The organism is Cryptosporangium minutisporangium, from assembly GCF_039536245.1.
GTDB lineage: Bacteria > Actinomycetota > Actinomycetes > Mycobacteriales > Cryptosporangiaceae > Cryptosporangium > Cryptosporangium minutisporangium.
This window is the reverse complement of record NZ_BAAAYN010000002.1, coordinates 164,331-179,690: the sequence shown is the minus strand read 5'-3', so window position 1 is coordinate 179,690 and position 15,360 is coordinate 164,331. Positions and strand designations below refer to the sequence as shown.

Genomic DNA, 15,360 nt, shown 5'->3' with positions numbered 1-15,360 from the left:
TCCGCGTATTGGGTAAGGTCGCCATCCGCGACCCGGATATCCGGCGTCGTGGGGCATCTGCCGGTTGCCGTCGCCATCCGGTACCGTGCGTCCCATTCGTCCGACCATCCGAGGCGGCGTAGCCGGGCCCGGCTACGCCGCCCGCCGATGGGGGGCACTGGACCGGCGGTCGTCGGCGCCAAGGTCGGGTCCGCGGAAAGCGCGGTGGCCCGCCCCTGGTCCGGCTGCTGCTCCGGTGCAGGGAAGACGGGCATCGGTGTCACCTCGATCACATCGGGAACACATCCGGTGGGCTGTGCGTATTAGGGGCGCTGGAAACGGTAAGGTTCCGCGCTCGCCGGGTCGAACGGGTTTCCTTCCTGGCCGGGGAACCTGGCCGTTCACGGCGTCACCCGGGCTGGCATCCAACGAAAGAAGAGGACCACCACGATGGCCACCGACTACGACGCGCCACGTCGAACCGAGGAATCGGAGCTCGGCGAGGACAGCCTCGAGGAGCTGAAGGCACGCCGGACCGATTCACAGTCCGGCAGTGTGGACGTCGACGAGGCTGAGGTTGCAGAAGGCTTCGAACTGCCGGGCGCAGATCTGTCCGGCGAGGAGCTCACCGTCAAGGTACTGCCGATGCAGAACGACGAGTTCCGCTGTTCGCAGTGCTTCCTTGTCCACCACCGCAGCCAGCTGGCCGAAGAGAAGAACGGCCAGTACGTCTGCACCGAATGCGCGGCCTGATCCCCCGGTCGGCCGCGAGAAGCAGTACGGGACGCCCGGCGGTTCGCCACGACCGCGCACTGAGTCCCTGGAAGGAATCGGGCGTCCGTAAGAACCGACGACGGTCGGGGCTCCGGGGGGTAGTACCCCGACCGTACGGGGTAGTGCAGGAGCGGTCCGTTACCGACCGCGCTGCCACCCGCGGGCGGTGTGACGGGCGCGGACGTCCGGCGAGAGCCGGAACCGCGCCGGCACCCGCTCCGCGTGACCCGAGGGATTACCGCCATGACCTACTCGGACAACCCGTCGAGCGCCGGATCCGCGCCAGAGGTGCCGGATTCGACGTCCGGGACGCCCGCGTCCGACGCCGCGCCGACTGACGTCTCTCCGGAGGCCACCGGCGCTCTGGCTCGCCTGACCGACACGGAACTCACGACGGCGGACCGCCGTCGCCTGCTCAGCCGGGCGGTCACCAGCGCCGGCCGTGGCGCTGGTCGGGCCCTGCGCGGACCGCGCGCCGCCGTGAACTGGGCGACGGATCTGGTGATCGCCGTGACGCCGCACCTGACCGTCCGCGACCTGGAGACGCTCCAGCGGCACTACGACGGTAAGTCCGGTGAGGAACTCGCCGACGCCCTGATCCGGAACGCCTCCCGGGTGTCCGCCAGCCTCGGTGCCGCCGGCGGCGGGGTCGCCGCGGTCGAGTGGGCCGCGCCTCCGTCGTTGCTCTCCGCTCCGATCCTGATCGCCGTGGAGACCGCCGCGATCGTCGCCATCGAGATCAAACTGCTGGCGGAGCTGCACGAGGTTTACGGCGTGCCGGTCCGCGGCTCGGCCAGCGAACGCGGCAGCGCGCTGCTGCAGGCCTGGGCCCGCCGCCGCGGCGTGACGCTGCTGCAGAGTGGACGGGGTTTCACGACGATCCTCAGCACCGGCATGCGCAGGGAATTGCGGGACCGGCTGCTGCGCCGGATGGGGCGCAACATGACGACGCTCGGCCCGCTGTTCACCGGAGCCGCGATCGGTGCCGAGCTCAACCGCCGGGCGACCCGGATGCTCGGCGACGCGGTCCGCGCCGACCTGCGCAAGGGACGGTCGGCGGTGGACGGACCGTCCGATCGGCCGTCGCTCTACTGAGCGAACTCATCCCGAGGCCACCTTCGGGAACCACCGGGCCGCGGACGCCGATTTCGGGAAGACCACGTTTCCGGTTGACGGTGTTCAGCGGTTACTCCGGCGCGGGCAGCGGCAGGTCGAGTGCCGCGAGCAGCGCCTCCGGATCCCGGGACGAGAAGATCCAGTACGGCGTGGGGTCGTCGGGATCGTCCAGATAGACCCGCACCAGGCCCTGCACCCACGGCCGGTGGACGACGAACGCCACCGGGTCCAGCTCCGGGCCGAGCGCGTCCCGCCTCGCGTCGCCGCTGAGTGCCTCGGCGGCGAGCAGGAACCGCCGTGGGATGTGGGCGTCGTCCAGGTGGAGTTCGTCGTCGGTGACCGCGACCGTGATCCGGCTGAGGGCCGCCACCGCGACCAGCGCGAGCGGAACGAAGACGACGTAGGGCAGCCATGACCGCAGCCCGCCGTACCCGAGGTGGATCTCGGCCGCCAGGAGCAGCGCCACGGCCACCGCGCCGAGCCAGCCCCACCAGGGCACGGTCCACCGTTCCTGGTACGTGCTGGTGGTCGCGACGGCCGAGCGGGAGCGCATGTGCCGAGCTTAGGCCACGCCCCGCGCAGCGCCCCGGGCGTCGTCTCGCCGGTGCGCGGCGACGCCGTCGAGTCGAGGAAACGCGCCCTGGCCGGTGCCGTGCGGCACCGGCTGGCCCGGCGCCGGTTATCGTGCCTCCGGCCACGCTGATGCCTGGAGGGAACGGACACCGGATGACCGACGCCACCATCGCGACCGCCCCGGTCGAGGTGCTCGTGCAACTGCTCGACCCCGACCTGCCGCTCCCGGCGTACGCGAAGCCGGGTGACGCCGGCGCCGACCTGGTCACGTCCGCGGACGTGACGCTCGGCCCCGGTGAGCGCGCGCTCGTCGGCACCGGCCTGGCGATCGCGCTCCCGGAGGGTTACGCGGGGTTCGTGCACCCGCGCTCAGGTCTGGCCGCGCGGTTCGGCGTTTCGATCGTCAACGCACCCGGTACCGTCGATGCGGGATACCGGGGCGAGATCAAGGTGAACCTGATCAACCTGGATCCGACCGAGACCGTGACACTCGCGCGGGGCGACCGGATCGCCCAGCTCGTGGTGCAGCGCGTCGAGCGGGCCGAATTCCGGGTGGCATCCGTGCTGCCCGAGTCGGTCCGCGGGACGGGTGGCCACGGCTCGACCGGAGGGCACCGCGACTTGGTTCCTGTACGCCCGAATTCAGAATGAGAGGGGTGTGAGGGGTGTTTCGACGTCGGCGTGGCCGGCATGCGGCGACCGGCCGGGAGGAAGACGGCCTGGAGACCACCGGCACCGAGTCGGAGGACTCGGTGGACGGCGAGGCCGGTACCGGCCCCTGGGACGCCGACGAGGCTCCTGCGGACGACGTCCAGCGGGTCGATCTCGGCGCGCTGCGCGTCCCGACCCTTTCGGACGTGGAGTTGCGGGTCGAGGCCGACCAGCAGGGCCAGGTGGCGTCGGTCGTGCTGACCGACGGGACGAGCGCTCTGGAGTTGGCGGCGTTCGCGGCACCGCGCACCGAGGGCATCTGGGACGACGTCCGCGGGGAGCTCGAGGCAGGTATCCGTGGCGACGGTGGGGTGGTCGAGCACGAGCACGGTGAGTTCGGCCCCGAGTTGCGCGCGACGGTGAAGGTGCCGGACGGCAGCAAGCAGCTGCTGCGCTTCGTGGGGGTCGACGGGCCGCGGTGGTTCCTGCGGGCGACGTTCACCGGCGCGGCGGCCGCCGACCCCGCTTCCGGGCCGCAGCTGGCCGAGTCGGTGCGGCAGACCGTCGTGGTCCGCGGCACCGATCCGATGCCGGTGCGTGACCCGCTGCCGCTCCGGTTGCCCCGGGAGGTCGTCGAGCAGGCGTCCGCTCAGCAGGCGTCGGCCGAGGAGTAGCCGGGCCGCTACCCAGTCAGTGCGGCGCCGCCGGGGGCGGTGCGGTGTCGGCGGTCGGGTCTCTGACACGGTTCAACGTTGTGGCCCAGCATTCCTGACCTACCCTGATCAGGACGGCGCGGTACCGGGTATGCCTGGAGCACGCAAACGTGTTCTACGGCATAGCCGCGCCGACTCGTCGCTGAGGTGCCCACCATGACTGACACGCTGCCGCGGACCGCCGAGGATTCCGGTCTGAAACGGCTCTTCCGCCGCCTCACCGCCTCCGACCGGGAACTCGATGCCGAGAACCTGCAGGAGGTCAGTGCCCGTTCCGGGGCGGAGAAGGTCTGTGACTGTCCGCGGGGCCGGTACGCCACGGTCACCGGCCGCCTGACGTCCGTCCGCTACACACCGCGAACCAACCAGCCGACGCTGGAGGCCGAGCTCTTCGACGGCACCGGGTCGATCACGCTGATCTTCCTGGGCCGGCGGCGGATCGCGGGCATCGAGCCAGGTCGGTCGCTCTCCGTCGAGGGACGGCTCGCCCTGCGGGATGGCCGTAAGGTGATCTTCAACCCCGCCTACTCGCTGGAGCCGACCACACCGTGACCGACCACCGCGCCCGGCCGACCGGCGACCGTACCGACTCCACGCACGCCGCCGGGGACGACCAGCGCAGGGTCGAGGACGAGCAGCTCGCCGAGGCGATCTTCGGTGACGAGCACCCGTCGAGCCGGGTCGCGGAGATCCTCGCGGAGGAGGCCGTCGAGTTCGTCGCCGACTCGCCGCCGGGTGACCCCGTCGGTTACGGCCGGCACGCGGCTCCGCCGCAGCGCCACGGCCACGCTGCAGACGCTGCCGACGCCGCCCAGGGCACCGAGGGCGCCGCCCGTCCGGCCACCGCGCCCAACGGTCCGCTGCCCGCGGTCGACGGTCACCCGCCCGCTGGCAGCGCGCGGCCCCGCGTCCGGATCACGCCACCAGTGGAGCCGACCGACCGCGGTGATCGGTCCGACGACGCCGAAGAACCGCCGATCTCCATCGCCGACCAGGTCCGCGAACAGCTCGGCGGGATCCGCGGGCTGGTCGAGAGCAGCCTGCCGGTACTCGTTTTCATCATCGTGAACATGATGATGTCGCTGAAGCCGGCGCTCTGGGCGGCGGTCGGGTCGGCGGCGCTGATCGCGGTGTTCCGGCTCGCGCGGCGCGACTCCGTACGGCACGCGCTCAACGGCCTGTTCGCGGTCGGCATCGCGGCGTTCATCGCCGCGCGCACCGGCCAGGCCGAGGACTTCTACCTGCTCAACATCGCCCGCAACAGCGGGGGTGCGTTGCTCTGCGCCGGCTCCGTGCTGGTCCGCCGCCCGGTGATCGGGTACGCCTGGCGATTCATCGCCGAGATCCCGTCGACGTGGCGGGAGCAGCGGTCGCTCGTGCGCGCGTTCTCGCTGATCACGCTGGTCTGGGCGCTGATGTTCGCGATCCGGGCCGGAGTGCAGATCTGGCTCTGGTCGCGGCACGACGCCGACGCGCTCGGCTGGGCGTCGCTGGCGATGGGCTGGCCGATGTTCGGCGTCTGCCTCGCGTTCACGATCTGGTACGGACGGCGTGCGATCCACGCGGACGCCGAGCGGTCCGCGACCGTCTGAGAAGTCAGGAGTGCGGGGAACCGTCGCCGCTGATCACCGTGTGCAGGCGGTCCTCGGTCTCCGGCGGGCAGAGGAACATCAGCTCGTCACCGGGCTCCAGCGGGTCGTCCGGCGTCGGCACCAGCACCCGAGCGCCGCGCAGGATCGCGACCAGCGCGGCGTCCGACGGCAGCGGCACCTCCCGGAGCGGACGCCCCACGTACGGTGCGTCCGGCGCGAGCGTGATCTCGACCAGGCTGGCCTGACCCTGGCGGAACGTCATCAGGCGGACCAGGTCACCGACGGTCACGGCCTCCTCGACCAGCGCCGCCATCAGCCGCGGCTTGCTGACCGAGACGTCCACGCCCCACTGGTCGGTGAACAGCCACTCGTTCTCCGCCCGGTTCACCCGCGCGACCACCCGGCCGACCGCGAACTCGGTTTTGGCCAGCAGCGAGACGACGAGGTTGACTTTGTCGTCGCCGGTCGCGGCGACGACCACGTCGCAGCCGGCCAGCCCCGCGTCGTCCAGCGACGACAGCTCGCAGGCGTCGGCGAGCACCCACTCCGCCTCCGGCACGAGGTGGCTGCGCATCTGCCGCGGGTCACGGTCGATCAACATCACCTGATGGCCGTTCTCCGCCAGCTCGTTCGCCACCGAACGTCCCACGTTGCCCGCTCCGGCGATCGCGACCCGCATCAGTGCCCTCCGCTCTTCGCGCAAGCGCTCATCACTGCATCTCCGGTCTCGGCGCGAGCGTTCACGAGCGTCCCCGCTCCACCGGGGCGGACCCGGCGATCTCGCCGACCTTGTCGACCTGTCCCTCGGCAGCGAGCAGGAAGATCCGGTCGCCCTCTTGGATGACCGTGGACTGACTGCACAGCTGACCGACCCCGAACCGGGTCAGGTACGCCACCCGTGCGCCGGTCGCCTCCTCCAGCGCCGAGATCCGCTGGGTGAGCCACCCCGGGTGCAGGGGCGGCTCGATCATCGCGACCGAGCCGGACGGGTCGCGCCACACCTCGACCGCGGTCTCCGGCATCAGCGCCCGCAGCACCTGGTCGGACGTCCACCGGACGGTGGCGACGGTCGGGATGCCCAGGCGCTCGTAGACGGCCGCACGGCGAGGGTCGTAGATCCGCGCCACGACCCGCTGCACGCCGAAGGTCTCCCTGGCCAGCCGCGCGGAGATGATGTTGGAGTTGTCGCCGCTGCTGACCGCCGCGAACGCGTCGGCCCGCTCGATGCCGGCCTCTTCGAGCGTCCGGCGCTCGAACCCGACGCCGGTGACCGTCGAGCCGCCGAACTGGGGACCGAGTCGGCGGAACGCGTCCGGGTTCTGGTCGATCACCGCAACGGTGTGCCCGCGCTTCTCCAGGCTGTGCGCGAGGGTGGAACCGACTCGCCCGCAGCCCATGATGACGATGTGCACGTCCGCAGTCCTTCCACGCCCTCAGGCTGACCTCGCCTGGACGCTACACGTCCGGACCGGGTGTTAGCCCACGGCCGTACAGATCACCGAACGGATCGCCGCCCGGACCGTTCGACCGGGCAGGACGGACGTACGCTATCGCCGTGCCGTCCCCGACGTCCGTGTTCAAGCGCCTCGTCATCGGACGGGCGCTGCGGAGCGACAAGCTCGCTGAAACCCTGCTGCCGAAGCGCATCGCGCTGCCGGTCTTCGCGTCCGACGCGCTGTCGTCGGTCGCTTACGCCCCCGCCGAGATCCTCGCGACGCTGAGCGCCGCCGGCCTGGCCGCCTACACGCTCTCGCCGTGGATCGCGCTGGCCGTCGTGGTCGTCCTGCTCACGGTCGTGGCCTCCTATCGGCAGAACGTGCACGCCTATCCGTCCGGTGGCGGTGACTACGAGGTGGTGAACACCAACCTCGGGCCGCGGTTCGGCTTGGGCGTGGCCAGCGCGCTGCTCGTCGACTACGTGCTGACGGTCGCGGTGTCGGTGGCGTCGGGGGTGGCGAACCTGGCCTCCGCGGTGCCGATGCTCGACGACCATCAGGTGTTGGTGGCGGTCCTGCTGGTGGCCCTGCTGACCTCGCTCAACCTGCGGGGCGTCCGGGAATCCGGGGTGGCGTTCGCGATCCCCACCTATGGGTTCATGATCGCGGTCTTCGGCATGGTGCTCTGGGGCGCTTACCGGATCTTCGTCTCCGGCGACGAGGTGCGGGCCGAGAGCGCCGGCTTCGAGCTGCAGGGCGAGGACACGTTCGCGGGTGTGGCGCTGGTGTTCCTGCTGGCCCGGGCGTTCTCGTCCGGCTGCGCGGCGCTGACCGGTGTGGAGGCGATCAGCAACGGTGTGCCGGCGTTCCGGCGTCCGAAGAGCAAGAACGCGGCGACGACGCTGCTGATGCTCGGGCTGATCTCGGTCGCGATGATGCTCTGCATGATCTGGCTGGCCCGGCTGACCGGCCTCCAATACGTGGAGAACCCCGCCGAGCAGCTGGAGGGCGCGCCGGAGGGCTACGTCCAGAAGACCGTCGTCGCCCAGCTCGGAGAGGCGATCTTCAGCGGGTTCTCGCCCGGCTTCTACTTCGTGACGTTCATGACCGCGCTGATCCTGGTGCTCGCGGCGAACACCGCGTTCAACGGCTTCCCGGTGCTCGGCTCGATCCTCGCGCAGGACCGGTACCTGCCGCGGCAGCTGCACACCCGCGGTGACCGGCTGGCGTTCAGCAACGGCATCCTGTTCCTCGCGGTCGCCGCCGGCATCCTGCTGGTGGTGTTCAAAGCGGACCCGAGCGCGCTGATCCACCTCTACATCGTCGGGGTGTTCGTGTCGTTCACACTCAGCCAGATCGGCATGGTGCGGCACTGGAGCCGGCTGCTGCGGGTCGAGCGCGACCCGCAGATCCGCCGACGGATGCGCCGCTCGCAGGCGATCAACGGCTTCGGCCTGGTGATGACCGGCTCCGTGCTGGTGATCGTGCTGGCCACCAAGTTCACCCAGGGCGCGTGGATCGCGATCGCCGCGATGGCATTCATCTACCTGCTGATGCTGGGCATCCGTAGCCACTACAACCGGGTGGCCGAGGAGCTGCGTCCGACCGAGGAGAAGCCGATCCTGCCGTCCCGCAACCACGCGGTCGTCCTGGTCTCGACGCTGCACCAGCCGACGCTGCGGGCGCTGGCCTACGCGAAAGCGACCCGCCCGGACTCGCTCACCGCGGTGACCGTGAACGTGGACCCCGCGTCGACGCGGGCACTGCAGGAGGACTGGGACCGCCGGGGCATCTCGCTGCCCCTCACCGTCGTCGAGTCGCCGTACCGGGAGATCACCCGGCCGATCCTCGATTTCGTGCACAGCCTGCGGCGGGAGTCCCCGCGCGACGTCGTCACGGTGTTCGTTCCGGAGTACGTGGTCGGGCACTGGTGGGAGCACCTGCTGCACAACCAGAGCGCGCTGCGGCTCAAGGGGCGCCTGCTGTTCGAGCCGGGCGTGATGGTGACGAGCGTGCCGTGGCAGCTGCGCTCCACGGTCGGACGCGATCCGGACCGTGCCGATCGGGTGGCCGGTCCCGGCGCGGTGCGCCGCGGCCTGCACCCCGACCCGCGGCCTTCGGCCAGTGCCCGCGCCGCGACCGCCGAGGAGCGGGAGCCGGAGTCGACCGGATCGGGGTCGTCGTCATGACCGAGTCGGCGGCCGCGACGTCCTGGGTGGGGACCGAGTTCGAGCTGGACATCGAGACGTTCGCGCACGGTGGGCACTGCGTGGGCCGGCACTCCGGCCGGGTGGTGTTCGTCCGGCACACGCTGCCGGGTGAGCGGGTGCTGGTCCGGGTGACCGAGGACCGGGGCGGCTCGTTCTGCCGCGCCGACGCGGTGTCGGTGCTCCGGGCCGCGCCGGAGCGGGTCGAGCCGCCGTGCCCCTACGCGCATCCCGGTGGGTGTGGCGGGTGCGACCTGCAGCACGTCGCTCCGGACGCGCAGCGCTCGTTGAAGGCGGGCGTCGTCCGCGAGCAGCTGGAGCGGTTGGGACACCTGCCTCCGGCGCGGATCGCGGAGATCTTCGACGGTGTGGAGGAGCTCCCCGGCGGTCCGCTGGGCTGGCGGACGCGGGTCCAGTTCGCGGTGGACGCGCAGGGCCGGGCGGGGCTGCACCCGCACCGGTCGCGAGCGGTGTTGCCGGTGGAGAGCTGCCCGATCGCCGACCCGCGGATCAACGCGCTCGGCGTGACCCACCTGGGGTGGCCGGGGGTCGCCGCGGTCGAGGCCGTGGCGTCCGCGGCCGGTGACGACGCGCTCGTGCTCGACCAGCCGGCGCCGCGCGGTGCCCCGCCCCGCGGACGCCGTCCGGGGCGTCCGCGCCGCCCGCACCGGGTGCCCGCGCCGGACCTCCCGGACGAGTTGCCGGAGTCGGTGGCGGTGCTGGTTGCGGCGTCGACCGTGCGGAGCGCCGAGCGGGCGCCGGCCGAACCGATCCGGGGACACCGGCGGGTCCGGGAGGTCGCGGCCGATCGCCGCTGGCTGGTGCGCGCCGACGGATTCTGGCAGGTCCACCCGGCGGCGCCGGACGCGTTGGCGGACGCGGTGGTCGAGGCGCTGGCGCCGGAGCCGGGGGAGTCGGTGCTCGACCTGTACGCCGGTGCCGGGCTGTTCGCCGGGGTACTGGGTGCGCTGGTGGGGCCGGACGGACGGGTGGTGGCGGTCGAGGCCGATCGCGGTGCCTGCGACGACGCCCGCCGGAACGTGCGGGATCTGGAGTGGGTCGAGGTGGTCACCGCCCGGGTCGACCGGGCCCTGGCCGGGGGAGTGCCGGACCGGGTGGACCTGGTCGTGCTGGACCCGCCGCGCTCGGGTGCCGGGAGTGCGGTGGTACGTGCGGTAGCGGCGCGCAGCCCGCGGGCCGTGGCCTACGTGGCCTGTGACCCGGCGGCGTTCGCGCGTGACGTCGCCACGTTCGCCGAGGAGGGTTACACGCTGACCCAGGTGCGCGCGTTCGACGCGTTCCCCATGACCCACCACGTCGAATGCGTGGGAACCTTGACGGCGGCCCGCTGAGCGCGGACTACCGGGTCGGGGAGGGCTCCCGGAGCACCAGGGCCACGGCGCCGAGCGCTTCGGCGCGGCCGCCGAGCGTCCCCTGGACGACGTCCACGGCCTCCACCGCCGACGGCACGGCCGACCGTCCGAGCGCGTGCCGGAGCGGGTCGAGCAGGACCTGACCGGTCGCCGCCAGCTCACCACCGACCACGACCCGGTCCGGGTTGATCAGGTTCACCAGGCCGCCGAGCGCCACCCCGATCGACGAACCCGCGTCGGCGACGAGTCGGCGGCACGGTGCGTCCCCGTCGGCGACCAGCCCGACGACGTCCGCCAGCGACCGGACCTCCGGGCGGCCGCGGCCGAGCACCGAGACCAGCGCCGCACCACCGGCGACCAGCTCCAGGCAGCCGCGGTTGCCGCAGCGGCAGACGTCACCGGCCGCGTCCAGACTGAGGTGACCGATCTCCCCGGCCGTCCCGGAGATTCCCCGGAACAGCCGACCGTTGATCACCAGCCCGCCACCGATGCCGGTGCCCAGCTTGAGGTAGACCAGCGCCTCGCTGCCCCGGCCGGCACCCCACGTGTGCTCGGAGAGCGCACCCAGGTTCGCGTCGTTCTCCACGTGCACCGGCAGCTGGAGACGTCGTCCCAGCTCCACCGAGGGCGCCAGCCCGGCCCAGGCCGGCAAGATGTTCGACGCGCCCAGCAGGCCGGTGCCGCTGACCACGGGCGCCGGGAGGCCGAGCCCGACGCCGATCACGTCGGACAGGAGGTGGCCGGACTCCTCGACGGCGGCCACCACCAGCGCGGCGGCCCGGTCGAGCATCACCTCGGCGGTATGCTCCTCGTCCGGCTGCAGACGCTCTCCGCGCTCAGCGATGACGGTGTGCGCCAGATCGGCCACCGCGACGTTGACGTGGCGCCGCCCGACGTCCACCCCGGCGACGACGCCCGCGCCCGGCGCGAGCTGCACGACGGCGGCCGGTCGGCCACCGGCGGGTCCGGCGGGTGCCGTACCGCCGGGTTCGACGACCAGTCCGAGGTCCGCGAGATCACTCAGAGTAGTGGACACCGTGGCGCGGGAAAGCCCTGTCGCGGAGGCCAGATCTGCTCGGGTACTGGGCCCCATTGCCCGCAGGGCATCAGCCAGACGGCGTTGATTACCGCCGAGGGCCGTGACACCTGACACCTGGTCAGTCATGCACGAATATTCGGGCGTGTCGCCAGTTCTGTCAACTGAACACAAAACTGAATCGCTGGAAGCCGCCGGGAGTGCATGCTTCGTCGCTTTCGTCGGCTTTACCGATACAGTGAAGTGTCGTGTCCATGACGAAACCAAACCGTTATGGGTGTTCCTTGACGGAACCTAGCCCGAGGGCAGAGTGTTCTGGTCATCGGCGGAGTGCGCCGGTGCAGTGTTTTTGATGCGTCCCCATCGGGAGGTTCGGTGTTCACTCTGCGTCGCGGCGTCGCTGTTGCCGCTGCCGTGCTGCTGGCGCTAAGCGCGGCAGCCTGTGAGAGCTCAGACGAAGGCTCTGAGTCCGGCAGCAGCAGCGACAGTGCCAAGATTGCCCTGCTGCTCCCGGAGTCGCAGACGACCCGGTACGAGCAGTTCGACAAGCCGTTGTTCGAGGCCAAGGTCAAGTCGCTCTGCGCGGACTGCGAGGTCATCTACAACAACGCCAACCAGCAGACCGACACGCAGCAGCAGCAGGCCGAGGCCGCGCTGAACGACGGCGCGAAGGTCCTCGTGCTCGACCCGGTCGACGGTGCGGCTGCTGCCAGCATCGTCAACACCGCGAAGGCCAAGAAGGTCCCGGTCATCTCGTACGACCGGCTCGTGACCGGTGCGGACCTCGACTACTACATCTCGTTCGACAACGAGAAGGTCGGCGCCCTGCAGGCCACCTCGCTGGTCGACCAGCTGAAGAAGTCCGGCAAGACCAGCGGCAACGTCGTGATGATCAACGGCTCGCCGACGGACAACAACGCGAAGCTCTTCAACAAGGGCGCTCACTCGGTCCTCGACAAGTCCGGCTTCAAGCTGGAGCCGACGCCCGACTTCTTCACCCCGGAGTGGAAGCCGGAGAACGCCCAGACGTTCATGGACGGCCAGATCTCCAAGCTGGGTAAGACCGGCTTCGTCGGCGTCTACGCCGCCAACGACGGCACCGCCGGTGGCGCGATCGCCGCGATGAAGGCCGCGGGCGTGACCCCGCTCCCGCCGGTCACCGGTCAGGACGCCGAGCTCGCCGCGATCCAGCGGATCGTCGCCGGTGACCAGTTCATGACCGTCTACAAGGCGATCAAGCCGGAGGCCGAGAAGGCCGCCGAGATCGCGGTCGCCCTGGCCCAGGGCAAGGAGATCACCGAGACGACCACGCCGGTCAACAACGGCAAGGAAGACGTTCCGTCGATCCTGCTGACCCCGGTTGCGGTCACCAAGGACAACATCAAGACCACTGTCGTCGCCGACAACTTCTACACCGCGGCGCAGATCTGCACGGCCGACTACGCAGCGGCCTGCAAGGCGGCCGGCCTCCAGTGACGGCCGACCTCTCCTGAAGGCGCGGGCGACGGCACACCGGACGGTGTGCCGTCGTCCCCGCACGTCAGCCCTCCACTTCCGGCAGCCAGCCATCCCATCCCACCCCCTCGCAGCGAAGAGGACCGCATGACAGCCACCACAGGGGCCGGCCGTCCAAGGACCGGCACAGATGCGCCGGTGCTCTCGATGACGGGCATCAACAAGCGGTTCGGCGCCGTCCAAGCGCTCACCGACGTCTCCTTCTCGGTTCGCCCGGGGGAGGTGGTCGCGCTGGTCGGGGACAACGGAGCGGGTAAGTCCACCCTGGTCAAGGTCATGTCGGGAGCGGGACCGTCGGACTCCGGCGAAATCCTGTTCGAAGGTCGCCCGGTCAACATCCCGTCGCCGTCGGCGTCGCAGAACCTCGGCATCGCCACGGTCTTCCAGGACCTCGCGCTCTGCGACAACCTCGACGTGGTCGGCAACCTGTTCCTCGGCAACGAAGTCACGATCGGCGGCGTCGCCCTCGACGAAGCCGAGATGGAGCGCCGCAGCTGGGAGCTGCTGAAGACGCTCGCCGCGAAGATCCCCAGCGTCCGGATCCCGGTCGCCTCCCTCTCCGGTGGCCAGCGGCAGACCGTCGCGATCTCGCGCTCGCTGCTCGGTAACCCGAAGGTCGTCATCCTCGACGAGCCGACCGCCGCGCTCGGCGTCGCCCAGACCGCGCAGGTGCTCAACCTGGTCGAGCGGCTCCGCGACCGCGGCCTCGCGGTCGTCCTGATCAGCCACAACATGGCCGACGTGCAGGCCGTCGCCGACCGCGTCGTGGTACTGCGGCTCGGCCGGAACGCCGGCGAGTTCGACGCCCGCCAGGTGAGCACGACCGAGCTGGTCGCCGCGATCACCGGCGCCAGCGACAACGTGGTGGCCGAGCGGGCCGCCCGGGAACAGCGCACCGGTGGCCGGCACGAAGGGACGAACGCGTGAGCACGACGAACACCCCCCTGGACCCGGCCGAGAAGCCGGCCGAAGGTGCCGTCGCGGCGGACCTGCTCGATCCTCGTCTGATCCAGGCCCGCGGCCCGATGGGCTACCTCAGTGCGCTGGTGCAGCGGCTGAAGAGCGGCGACATCGGCTCGCTGCCGATCATCGTCGGCCTGGTCGTCATCGTCATCGTCTTCCAGAGCTTGAACGACACGTTCCTCAACGCGTTCAACCTGGTCAACCTCTGCCTCCAGATCGCCTCGCTGACGATCATCGCGCTCGGCATCACGCTGGTGCTGCTGCTCGGCGAGATCGACCTCTCGATCGGCTCGGTCAGCGGCGTCGCGGCCGCGATCGTGGCGGTGGCCAACGCGACGAACGGGGTGAACCCGTGGCTGTCGGTGCTGATGGCGGTGATCGCCGGCACGGTGATCGGCCTCATCCACGGCATCGTGTTCACCAAGATCGGCGTGCCGTCGTTCGTCATCACGCTCGCCGGCCTGCTCGGCTGGCTGGGTGTGCAGCTGCAGATCCTCGGTGAGCAGGGCACGGTCAACATGCCGCCGGCCGGCGTGCTGATCGACATCGGCCAGCAGAAGTTCCTGCCCACGTGGCTGACCTACACGATCGGCTTCGCGCTGACCGCGCTGTACGTGGTGACCGCGCTCACCGGGTCCGCCCGTCGCCGGAAGGCCGGGCTCTCCGGCCAGCCGATCTGGGTCACCGCGGTCGTCGCGGCCTTCCTCGTCGTCGTGACCGTGGCGCTCGCCTACAAGCTCGGTCTCGACCGTGGCCTGCCGTGGATCTTCGTGTTCGCCGTGGCGCTGGTGCTGATCTTCGACTGGATCATCCGGCGGACGCGCTACGGCCGGTCCATCCTCGCGGTCGGTGGCAACATCGAGGCCGCGCGCCGGGCCGGTATCAAGGTCGACGCGATCCGGATCTCGGTGTTCATGCTCTGCTCGACGCTGGCCGCGGTCGGTGGCGTCATCGCCGCGATGCGCTTGGGCTTCGCGAACCAGCAGTCCGGCGCCGGTGACGTGCTGGTCAACTCGATCGCCGCGGCGGTCATCGGTGGTACCAGCCTCTTCGGTGGCCGCACCCGCCGGTACGCGCCGCTGCTCGGCGCGGTCGTGATCGGTGCGATCGCGAACGGCCTGGCGCTGATGTCGCTGTCGAGCTCGGTGAAGTACATCATCACCGGTGCGGTCCTCCTCGGCGCCGTGGTGATCGACGCTGCCTCCTCCCGAGGCCGCAAATCCTCCGGTCGGTAGCGGCCCGTCCCGAACAACGCTGACAGCCGCGCGCAAGGCCTTGAGACCACCCAAAGGTCGAGGCGGCCTTGCGCGCGGATGTCAGCGCCGCCCTGGACGGGCTCCAGGTTCGTCGTAACTGCAAGTGCAACAACAACTGCTGATGCGGACGCTGCGCACGCGCGCGGCGTCCGCATCGGTTTTGTAACGGCAGGCGT

The 15,360-nt window shown here is 70.9% G+C and carries 15 protein-coding genes; 11 read left to right on the top strand and 4 right to left on the bottom strand.

Features of this window, described 5'->3' with window-relative positions; translation table 11 throughout:
- Positions 1 to 429: 429 nt before the first annotated feature.
- Together ABEB28_RS02110 and ABEB28_RS02105 are read left to right on the top strand one after the other, a co-directional pair.
- On the top strand, positions 430 to 732 hold the full coding sequence (locus ABEB28_RS02110; RefSeq protein WP_345726202.1) for a DUF4193 domain-containing protein: 303 nt from the start codon (positions 430 to 432) through the stop codon (positions 730 to 732).
- Positions 733 to 996: 264 nt separating this feature from the next.
- Positions 997 to 1,848, top strand: a complete 852-nt coding sequence (locus tag ABEB28_RS02105) for a hypothetical protein (RefSeq protein ID WP_345726201.1) — start codon at positions 997 to 999, stop codon at positions 1,846 to 1,848.
- Positions 1,849 to 1,939: 91 nt separating this feature from the next.
- Here ABEB28_RS02105 and ABEB28_RS02100 read toward each other — a convergent pair whose 3' ends face one another.
- Entirely contained in the window at positions 1,940 to 2,422 is a 483-nt protein-coding gene (locus ABEB28_RS02100) for a DUF3093 domain-containing protein (RefSeq protein WP_345726200.1), read from the bottom strand.
- A gap of 173 nt (positions 2,423 to 2,595) precedes the next feature.
- Here ABEB28_RS02100 and dut point away from each other — a divergent pair, with 173 nt between their 5' ends.
- The 4 genes from dut to ABEB28_RS02080 all read left to right on the top strand — a co-directional run bounded on the left by dut (position 2,596) and on the right by ABEB28_RS02080 (position 5,398).
- Complete coding sequence (gene dut, locus ABEB28_RS02095; RefSeq protein WP_345726199.1) at positions 2,596 to 3,093, top strand: dUTP diphosphatase; 498 nt, start codon at positions 2,596 to 2,598, stop codon at positions 3,091 to 3,093.
- Positions 3,094 to 3,107: 14 nt separating this feature from the next.
- Positions 3,108 to 3,767, top strand: a complete 660-nt coding sequence (locus tag ABEB28_RS02090) for a DUF3710 domain-containing protein (protein WP_345726198.1) — start codon at positions 3,108 to 3,110, stop codon at positions 3,765 to 3,767.
- A gap of 195 nt (positions 3,768 to 3,962) precedes the next feature.
- Entirely contained in the window at positions 3,963 to 4,358 is a 396-nt protein-coding gene (locus ABEB28_RS02085) for an OB-fold nucleic acid binding domain-containing protein (protein WP_345726197.1), read from the top strand.
- Positions 4,355 to 5,398, top strand: coding sequence for a DUF3159 domain-containing protein (locus ABEB28_RS02080; RefSeq protein WP_345726196.1), 1,044 nt, complete (start codon positions 4,355 to 4,357; stop codon positions 5,396 to 5,398). The genes ABEB28_RS02085 and ABEB28_RS02080 overlap by 4 nt, the downstream gene beginning before the upstream one ends.
- 4 nt (positions 5,399 to 5,402) lie before the next feature.
- Here ABEB28_RS02080 and ABEB28_RS02075 read toward each other — a convergent pair whose 3' ends face one another.
- Both ABEB28_RS02075 and ABEB28_RS02070 read right to left on the bottom strand, forming a co-directional pair.
- Complete coding sequence (locus ABEB28_RS02075; RefSeq protein ID WP_345726195.1) at positions 5,403 to 6,077, bottom strand: potassium channel family protein; 675 nt, start codon at positions 6,075 to 6,077, stop codon at positions 5,403 to 5,405.
- Positions 6,078 to 6,138: 61 nt separating this feature from the next.
- Positions 6,139 to 6,810: a potassium channel family protein gene (locus ABEB28_RS02070; RefSeq protein ID WP_345726194.1), complete on the bottom strand. Its 672-nt coding sequence runs from the start codon at positions 6,808 to 6,810 to the stop codon at positions 6,139 to 6,141.
- Between the two features lie 143 nt (positions 6,811 to 6,953).
- On the opposite strand from ABEB28_RS02070, the gene ABEB28_RS02065 reads away from it, so the two are divergent.
- Complete coding sequence (locus ABEB28_RS02065) at positions 6,954 to 9,023, top strand: APC family permease (RefSeq protein ID WP_345726192.1); 2,070 nt, start codon at positions 6,954 to 6,956, stop codon at positions 9,021 to 9,023.
- Positions 9,020 to 10,393 (top strand): class I SAM-dependent RNA methyltransferase, encoded by a 1,374-nt coding sequence (locus ABEB28_RS02060; RefSeq protein ID WP_345726191.1) that lies wholly within the window; start codon positions 9,020 to 9,022, stop codon positions 10,391 to 10,393. The genes ABEB28_RS02065 and ABEB28_RS02060 overlap by 4 nt, the downstream gene beginning before the upstream one ends.
- Positions 10,394 to 10,400: 7 nt before the next feature.
- On the opposite strand, the gene ABEB28_RS02055 is transcribed toward ABEB28_RS02060, so the two are convergent.
- Positions 10,401 to 11,579 (bottom strand): ROK family transcriptional regulator, encoded by a 1,179-nt coding sequence (locus ABEB28_RS02055; protein WP_345726190.1) that lies wholly within the window; start codon positions 11,577 to 11,579, stop codon positions 10,401 to 10,403.
- Positions 11,580 to 11,825: 246 nt separating this feature from the next.
- Here ABEB28_RS02055 and ABEB28_RS02050 point away from each other — a divergent pair, with 246 nt between their 5' ends.
- The 3 genes from ABEB28_RS02050 (at position 11,826) to ABEB28_RS02040 (ending at position 15,163) form a co-directional block, all read left to right on the top strand.
- Positions 11,826 to 12,926 (top strand): sugar ABC transporter substrate-binding protein, encoded by a 1,101-nt coding sequence (locus ABEB28_RS02050; RefSeq protein ID WP_345726189.1) that lies wholly within the window; start codon positions 11,826 to 11,828, stop codon positions 12,924 to 12,926.
- Between the two features lie 126 nt (positions 12,927 to 13,052).
- Positions 13,053 to 13,892 carry an ATP-binding cassette domain-containing protein gene (locus tag ABEB28_RS02045; protein WP_345726188.1) on the top strand — a complete coding sequence of 280 codons (840 nt, stop codon included), beginning with the start codon at positions 13,053 to 13,055 and terminating at the stop codon, positions 13,890 to 13,892.
- On the top strand, positions 13,889 to 15,163 hold the full coding sequence (locus ABEB28_RS02040) for a sugar ABC transporter permease (RefSeq protein ID WP_345726187.1): 1,275 nt from the start codon (positions 13,889 to 13,891) through the stop codon (positions 15,161 to 15,163). Before ABEB28_RS02045 ends, ABEB28_RS02040 begins: the two co-directional genes overlap by 4 nt.
- Positions 15,164 to 15,360: the final 197 nt, after the last annotated feature.

Excerpts from the sequence above, each read along its gene's own strand:
- ABEB28_RS02110 (WP_345726202.1), top strand. The coding sequence starts at position 430 with ATGGCCACCGACTACGACGCGCCACGTCGAACCGAGGAATCGGAGCTC.
- ABEB28_RS02105 (WP_345726201.1), top strand. The coding sequence starts at position 997 with ATGACCTACTCGGACAACCCGTCGAGCGCCGGATCCGCGCCAGAGGTG.
- ABEB28_RS02100 (WP_345726200.1), bottom strand. The coding sequence starts at position 2,422 with ATGCGCTCCCGCTCGGCCGTCGCGACCACCAGCACGTACCAGGAACGG.
- dut (WP_345726199.1), top strand. The coding sequence starts at position 2,596 with ATGACCGACGCCACCATCGCGACCGCCCCGGTCGAGGTGCTCGTGCAA.
- ABEB28_RS02085 (WP_345726197.1), top strand. The coding sequence starts at position 3,963 with ATGACTGACACGCTGCCGCGGACCGCCGAGGATTCCGGTCTGAAACGG.
- ABEB28_RS02075 (WP_345726195.1), bottom strand. The coding sequence starts at position 6,077 with ATGCGGGTCGCGATCGCCGGAGCGGGCAACGTGGGACGTTCGGTGGCG.
- ABEB28_RS02060 (WP_345726191.1), top strand. The coding sequence starts at position 9,020 with ATGACCGAGTCGGCGGCCGCGACGTCCTGGGTGGGGACCGAGTTCGAG.
- ABEB28_RS02055 (WP_345726190.1), bottom strand. The coding sequence starts at position 11,579 with ATGACTGACCAGGTGTCAGGTGTCACGGCCCTCGGCGGTAATCAACGC.
- ABEB28_RS02045 (WP_345726188.1), top strand. The coding sequence starts at position 13,053 with ATGACAGCCACCACAGGGGCCGGCCGTCCAAGGACCGGCACAGATGCG.